6 protein-coding genes are annotated in these 7,064 nt (G+C 67.6%); 3 read left to right on the forward strand and 3 right to left on the reverse strand.

Annotated elements, in window-relative coordinates:
* Window positions 1-163 precede the first annotated feature (163 nt).
* Complete coding sequence (locus tag AWC08_RS03830) at window positions 164-1,552, forward strand: amidase (RefSeq protein WP_065133002.1); 1,389 nt, start codon at window positions 164-166, stop codon at window positions 1,550-1,552.
* Here AWC08_RS03830 and AWC08_RS03835 read toward each other — a convergent pair.
* Window positions 1,547-2,041 (reverse strand): DNA-deoxyinosine glycosylase, encoded by a 495-nt coding sequence (locus tag AWC08_RS03835; RefSeq protein WP_069434630.1) that lies wholly within the window; start codon window positions 2,039-2,041, stop codon window positions 1,547-1,549. The genes AWC08_RS03830 and AWC08_RS03835 overlap by 6 nt on opposite strands.
* 33 nt (window positions 2,042-2,074) lie before the next feature.
* Here AWC08_RS03835 and AWC08_RS03840 point away from each other — a divergent pair, with 33 nt between their 5' ends.
* Both AWC08_RS03840 and AWC08_RS03845 read left to right on the forward strand, forming a co-directional pair.
* Window positions 2,075-3,199: an adenylate/guanylate cyclase domain-containing protein gene (locus tag AWC08_RS03840; RefSeq protein WP_065133003.1), complete on the forward strand. Its 1,125-nt coding sequence runs from the start codon at window positions 2,075-2,077 to the stop codon at window positions 3,197-3,199.
* A gap of 336 nt (window positions 3,200-3,535) precedes the next feature.
* On the forward strand, window positions 3,536-4,096 hold the full coding sequence (locus AWC08_RS03845; protein WP_069434629.1) for a hypothetical protein: 561 nt from the start codon (window positions 3,536-3,538) through the stop codon (window positions 4,094-4,096).
* 32 nt (window positions 4,097-4,128) lie between these two features.
* On the opposite strand, the gene AWC08_RS03850 is transcribed toward AWC08_RS03845, so the two are convergent.
* Together AWC08_RS03850 and AWC08_RS03855 are read right to left on the reverse strand one after the other, a co-directional pair.
* Window positions 4,129-6,054 carry a serine/threonine-protein kinase PknH/PknJ gene (locus AWC08_RS03850; protein WP_085087384.1) on the reverse strand — a complete coding sequence of 642 codons (1,926 nt, stop codon included), beginning with the start codon at window positions 6,052-6,054 and terminating at the stop codon, window positions 4,129-4,131.
* A 118-nt stretch (window positions 6,055-6,172) separates the two neighbouring features.
* Window positions 6,173-7,064 (reverse strand): ABC transporter permease (locus AWC08_RS03855; protein ID WP_142283395.1); only part of this gene is annotated, 892 nt, incomplete at its 5' end.

Consider the following 7,064-nt stretch of genomic DNA (forward strand, 5'->3'; position numbering starts at 1 on the left):
ACACCCCCGCCCAACGCTTAGCAGCCCTGCTCGATCAAGCCGCCTAACCGCGTTGCACTAACCACTTGACATTGAGCCGCCTTCTTCGCCGTCAGTTCACGTTCGGCGCACGCGGGCGAAGCTGGTCACCGCCATCACGACAGGCGCGAGATACGCTGCGCCGGTGGACCCTCGCGATCTCGCGTTCGCCGGTGCGGCCGAACAAGCGCGGATGCTGGCCGACGGTGACATCGACGCCCCGGTACTCCTCGAGCTCTACCTGCAGCGGATCGAGAAGCTGGACAGCGAGCTGCGCAGCTACCGGGTGGTGCGCTATGACGCGGCGCGCGAGGAAGCCGAGATCGCCCAGCAACGGCTCGACGCCGGCGAGCGGCGGCCGCTGCTGGGTGTGCCAATAGCGATCAAGGACGATGTCGACGTCGCCGGAGAGGTGACGACCTGCGGCAGCGGCGCGCACGGACCGGCGGTCACCGACGACGGCGAAGTGGTGCGGCGGCTACGCGCGGCGGGTGCGGTGATCATCGGCAAGACCTCGGTGCCGGAGCTGATGATCATGCCGTTCACCGAGTCGCTCACCTTCGGCGCCACCCGCAACCCCTGGAATCCACGTCGCACCCCGGGCGGCAGCAGTGGCGGCAGCGCTGCCGCGGTCGCCGCGGGCCTGGCGCCGTTGGCCCTGGGCTCCGACGGCGGCGGGTCGATCCGGATCCCGGCTACCTGGTGCGGTCTGTTCGGGCTGAAGCCGCAACGCGACCGCATCTCGTTGGAACCGCACGACGACGCGTGGCAGGGGTTGAGCGTCAACGGCCCGATCGCACGCTCTGTACTTGATGCCGCGCTGCTTCTCGACGCGACCAATACCGTGCCCGGCCCGGAAGGCGAGTTCGCCGCCGCCGCCGCACGTCCGCCCGGCCAGCTGCGAATTGCGTTGAGCACCAAGGTGCCTACGCCAATGCCTGCGCGCGTCGGCAAGGCGCAGCTGACCGCGGTCGAGCAGGCCGGGGCGTTGCTGCGCGATCTCGGCCATGAGGTGATTGTGCGCGACCCCGCCTACCCGCCCTCGCTGTATGCCAATTACCTGCCCCGGTTCCTGCGCGGGATCAGCGACGATGCGGATGCCATGGCCCACCCTGAGCGGCTCGAAAGACGCACCCGGTCCATCGCCCGCCTGGGTTCGTTCTTCTCCGATCGGACGATGGCCTCGCTGCGCACGGCCGAGACGGGTCTGGATACCCGGATCCAGGCCATCTTCGACGACGTCGACGTGGTCATCACGCCGGGCACCGCTGCCGGCCCGTCCCGCATCGGCGCCTACCAGCGGCGGGGTGGTGTGTCGACGCTGTTGCTGGTTGGCCAGCGGGTTCCCTATCAGCAGGTGTGGAATCTCACCGGCCAGCCCGCGGCCGTGGTGCCGTGGGATTTCGACGACGACGGCCTGCCGATGTCGGTGCAACTGGTCGGCCGGCCGTATGACGAGGCGACGCTGTTGTCGTTGTCCGCGCAGATCGAAGCGGCCCGGCCATGGGCGCACCGGCGACCGCCGGTGTCATGAGTCGACAAGCTCGGACCAGGCGGTGAGTTTCGCCGCCCGCGAGACCGCATGGGCGGGGCTGGTCGAGGGCAGCCGGCGGCAGCTCACGGCTGCCGGGCGCGCCACCATCCGCTCGAACAGCTTGGCCGCCGCCGCGCCGTTGCAGTACACCCGGGTGATCCCGGGATAGGTGGCGAACAACCAGTCAAAGTCGTTGACCACCAGGGTCTTCGACTCGATCGCGGCGTCCGCGCTGCCCGCCCGGCGGCAGCTGCCCAGCACGTCCCACAGCGCCACCCGATGGGCCTGCATCGCTGCCAGACGATCGGAATATGTTGCCCCGCAGTCGAAGTCGAACAATTCGGCGGTGATAGACCAGAAGGCGTTGCGCGGATTGGCGTAGTACTGCCGGTCGGTGAGGGAGCGGACGCTGGGGAAGGACCCCAGAATCAACAGCTCGGCGCGGCCGTCGATCACCGGTGGGAGCCCATGCAGCAGCGGTTCGGTCATCACCTCACATGATCGCGCGGCCAGGGCTCTAACGTGGATGACGTGGCCGATCGCACGGACGACCCGAACATCGATGACCTGCTCAACGGACTCGAAGGCCCAGCGCGCGCCGAGCGCGCCGACCTGGTGCGCTGGCTGCTCGAACAGGGTGTTACCGCCGAGGAGATCCGAACGGCCAATCCTCCGCTGTTGCTGGCGTCGCGCCACATCATCGGCGACGACGGCACCTACGTGTCCGCACGCGAGATCAGCGAAACCTACGGCATAGACCTGGAACTGCTGCAACGGGTACAGCGGGCCATCGGACTAGCCCGGGTGGACGACCCGGACGCGGTCGTGCACATGCGTGCCGACGGTGAGGCGGCGGCGTTCGCCCAGCGGTTCGTGGATCTGGGGCTAAACCCCGATCAAGTGATAGCCGTGGTGCGCGTGCTCGCCGACGGGCTGTCCCACGCGGCCGAGGTCATGCGGTATACCGCGTTGTCGGCGATCATCCGGCCGGGCGCCACCGAGGTGCAGATTGCGCAGGGATCCAAGGCGCTGATCAGCCAGATCGCGCCGTTGCTCGGCCCGATGATCCACCAGATGCTGTTCCTGCATTTGCGGCACATGATGGAGTCCGAAGCCGTCAATGCCGGCGAGCGCGCCGCGGGCAAGCCGTTGCCCGGAGCCCGCCCGGTAGCGGTCGCCTTCGCCGACCTCGTCGGGTTCACCAAACTGGGCGAAGTGGTCTCCGCCGAGGAGCTGAGCCAGCTCGCCGGGCGACTGGCAGACCTGGCCCGGGACCTGACCGCTCCGCCGGTGCGCTTCATCAAGACGATCGGCGACGCGGTGATGTTCGTCTGTCCCGAACCGGCGCCGTTGCTCGACACCGTGCTGAAGCTGGTCGACGTGGTCGACAACGACAACGACTTTCCGCGTCTTCGTGCCGGCGTCGCTTCAGGTATGGCGGTGAGCCGGGCCGGGGATTGGTTCGGCAGCCCCGTCAACGCGGCGAGCCGGGTTACCGGGGTAGCCCGCCCGGGCACCGTGCTGGCGACCGATGCCGTCTGCGACGCCATCGGCGAGGAGGCGGGTTTCCGGTGGTCGTTCGCCGGCGCCCGCCGACTCAAAGGCATCAAAAACGAAGCCAAACTTTTTCGGGTGCGCCGCGCCTAACGCGCGAGCAGACGCAAAAGCCCCTGCCGGACAGCAATTTTGGGCACTTTTGCGTCTGCTCGCCAAGAGGGCCCCGGCAGATATGGGCAGGCCCGGCGTGACTCGCGGGGGCGCTGTCGACTCGACTACTGCGGGTCTTACGCGGCCGTTTTTCACCCTTCTTCCGGCGCTTGAAATTCGGTCACTTCCGGGCCTGCTTCGCTCCTAAAAATACAACTGTGCCTGGCCGATGGCAACGGTTTCCGGCAGTCCGGAGCAACTGCTCACCATTGGGTAGCGTTTCGCCGCCAGCGAAAACTTACTCACTAACGCATGCAACGGTGTAATCATGTAATCATGAAACTTCATCATCATCATGGGCGCCGCCAAGGGCGTCCCGGGGGCTGGCAGCAGGCCGAGCAGCCCGATGCCAGCGGTGCGCCAGAGTGGTTCGCCGGCCGCCTTCCTGAAGCATGGTTCGACGGTGACCCCACGGTCATCGTCGATCGCGAGGAGATCACCGTCGTCGGCAAGCTGCCGGAAAGTGCCGACGAGAGCTCCGCCCGGGCCGAGGGACGGGTCTCGCGGTTCCGCGAAGAAACCCGCCCGGAGCGGATGGCCATCGCCGAGGAGGCACAGGAGCGCTACGGACGCAAAGTTTCTTGGGGCGTTGAGGTGAATGGCGAGCGGATCCTGTTCACCCACATCGCCGTACCGGTCATGACGCGCCTCAAGCAACCCGAACGTCAGGTGCTCGACACGTTGGTCGACGCGGGCGTCGCACGATCGCGCGCCGACGCGCTGGCCTGGTCGGTCAAGCTGGTCGGTGAGCACACCCAAGAGTGGTTGGCCAAGCTGCGCGACGCCATGTCGGCGGTCGACGATGTGCGCGCCGAGGGACCCGATCTGTCCGGGTAGCAAGGGGTACCGGGTAGCGCTGGTACCGGGCGCTACTTCTCCTTGTTGACCTTGGCGATGATCTTGTCGGCGATCTGGCCGCCCTGGTCAGTGATCTGAAAGCCGCAGGCGTTGACGTCGACGATCACGTTGTTGGCCACTTCCATCGCCCGCTGGCATTCCCAGCCGTTGGCGCCTTCCTGAGCGTCCGTCACCGTGATCCTCGGCGAGGTGCCTTGGACCGAGGAGAACGTCCACCGGTAGGTCTCGCCCGAGTTGGTGACGGTGACCGTCTTGCCCGCGCAGCCTTTCCACTTGGTGAGGGAGGTCTGCAGGAAAGCCTTCGCTTTGTCGGCGGTGGGGAATGCGATGGCGGCCTGGTTCACCCAGTGGTCGTGGCTATCGCCCGGTTCGGACGACACCAGTCCGCTGATCCCGGTGTAGCCGCTACCGGCGTACGCCGGCCCCTGGCTGCCGTACATGGCGCCCAGGCAGTCCGGGATGGACAGCGTGGCCGGCGAGGAGTCCATCGTCGTGATGGGTTTGCCGGGTTGCATTCGCGATGAACCCATCACCGCATTGACCTCCGAGGTGCTCAGCAGCAGCGAGCTCAGCCGGTCTTCGGCAATGGGTTTCAATTTGGTCCCCGGTCCGGGGCGGGTGGCCAGCCAGATGACCACCCCTCCCACGACCAGAACCAGCACGACGGCGACGGCGGCGACGATCGGCCACGGGTTGCGCTTGGCCGGCGGCGGCCGATTGCCCTGGTTCCAGCCCGACGGGATCGGGCCGGAGGAGAGCGGTGTGTTGGGCGGTCCGCCGCCCCAACCGCCGCTCTGGTGGTACTGAGGAGTGTTCTGCGGACCCGACGCCGGCATCGGGCCACTGACCGGGGTCCACGCGGGATGACCGGACGGCGCGGCCGGCCGCTGTTGCTGGGGCGGCGGACCCGCAGGCCCCGACGGCCCGGATCCACCGCCGTACGGGGGTGCCGGAGGCCGTGGCGGCGGTGTGCTGGGCGGGCTCGGGCGCTGCGGCGGTGCTACCGAGGCCGGCATGGTGGGTGGCGACGACGCGGTCGGCGGGCCGGGCAGCGTGGCCTCCTGGCTGCGGCGCAGGATGTTCTCCGCGTGGTCCTGGTCGGGCGAGCTGAGCGCTTCATGGGCGGCCAGTGCCAAGTCACCTGCGCTGGCGTAGCGGTCCTCGGGTTTCTTGGCCATGCCGCGGGCGATGACCGCGTCGAAGCTTTTGGGGATGCCCGCCCGCGCGGTGCTCACCTGCGGCACCGGGTTCATCAGGTGCGCCGTGACCAGGGAGCCGGCGCTGTCGGCGCGGTACGGCGGACCGCCGGTCAGGCATTCGTAGAGCACGCACGCCAGCGAGTAGATGTCGGCGCGGTAGGTGACTTCGTCGTTGGAAAACCGTTCCGGCGCCATGTATTTCCACGTCCCGACGGCGGTGCCCATCTGAGTGAGCTTTTCGTCGGTGGTGGCGCTGGCGATGCCGAAGTCGACCAGGTAGGCGAAGTCGTCGCGGGTGACCAGGATGTTGGGGGGTTTGACGTCGCGGTGCATGACACCGGCGGCGTGGGCGGCATCCAGCGCCGAGGCGATCTGGGTGATGATCGCGACCGCGCGCGGCGGGGTCAGCGGGCCGAAGCGTTTGAGCACGTTGTCCAGATCGATGCCTTCGATGAGACGCATCTCGAGGTACATCTGGCCGTCGATCTCGCCGTAGTCGTGGATCGGCACGACGTGGGGTTCCTGCAGGCGCCCGGCGATGCGGGCCTCGCGCTTCATGCGCTCGCGGAACACCGGGTCCTTGCTGAACTCGGCGGTCATGACCTTGACGGCCACCGTCCACTCCTTGATGGTGTGCTCGGCCTCGTAGACCTCGCCCATCCCGCCGCGGCCCAGCAACCGCTTGAGTTCGTAGGGCCCGAACATCGACCCCACACGCGAGCCCTGCGTGTCGCTCATCGCTGATCCTCCCAATCAACCAACGTCGCCGACACTATCAACAACCTCCTGGTAGAGGCGCAAACCACGTGATGCAGGTTGGGGCCATCACCAGCGTATTCGGTGACGGCCGGCGGGGTTACTTCCTGGCCCTTCGTTGCGGCCCCATGCGCCGTAGCAGCAGCACGATGAGGGCTACCAGCACGACCGCCTGCACGGCGCAGGCCGTCGCGGCGATCAACCAGCTACCGACGTCGAAGTCCCAGATCGGGTCCTGATCTCCGCCGGCGGTTCGCCGCAGATCGTTGAGGTCGACGGTCGAGGCGGCCATGGCGTAGGCCCAGCGGGAGGGGGAGAGCCAGGCCAGTTGTTCCAGTGGGATGCGGTCTTTGACGGGGAACATGCCGCCGCAGAGCACGAGTTGGGCCATGACGACCAGTACGAGCAGGGGCATGCCGCGGTCGGCGTTGCTGATCAGAGCCGAGATGAGCAGGCCCAGGATCATCGACACCACGGTCACGGCCACGACCGCAACCGCCACCTCGATCCGGGGCCAGGGCATCACCACCGACTGGTCCGGTGGGGGTAGGAAAGCCACCCCGAGCAGGCCCAGGATCAGTCCCTGAGCGGTGGTGATGGCGCCCAGGACGGCGAGTTTGGAGGCGAGGTAGGCGCCGCCGGACAGTCCGATGCCGTGTTCGCGGCGGTAGATCGCCTGCTCCTTGACGATCTCCCGAATCGAGGAAGCGCAGCCCATCAGCGCGCCGCCGATGATCAGCAACACCAGGAGTTGACCGGGTTGTGTCGACATCTTCTCGATCGCTTTGGCTAGGGAGAGTCCGGCGTCGCCGGGGACGGCGTAGGTGAACAGGCTCAGCAGCAGGGGCAGGGCCAGCAGGAACAGGGTGTATTGGCGGTCGGCGGCGATGACGGCCAGGTAGCGGCGCGAGAGGATGGCGAATTGGGCGGCGGGGTTTTGTTGGGCTTTGGGTTTGGGTTTGGTGGTGGGGTGTTCGGGTCGGGGTGCGCGC

The sequence above is a fragment of the Mycobacterium gordonae genome (genome assembly GCF_002101675.1).
Lineage (GTDB): Bacteria > Actinomycetota > Actinomycetes > Mycobacteriales > Mycobacteriaceae > Mycobacterium > Mycobacterium gordonae.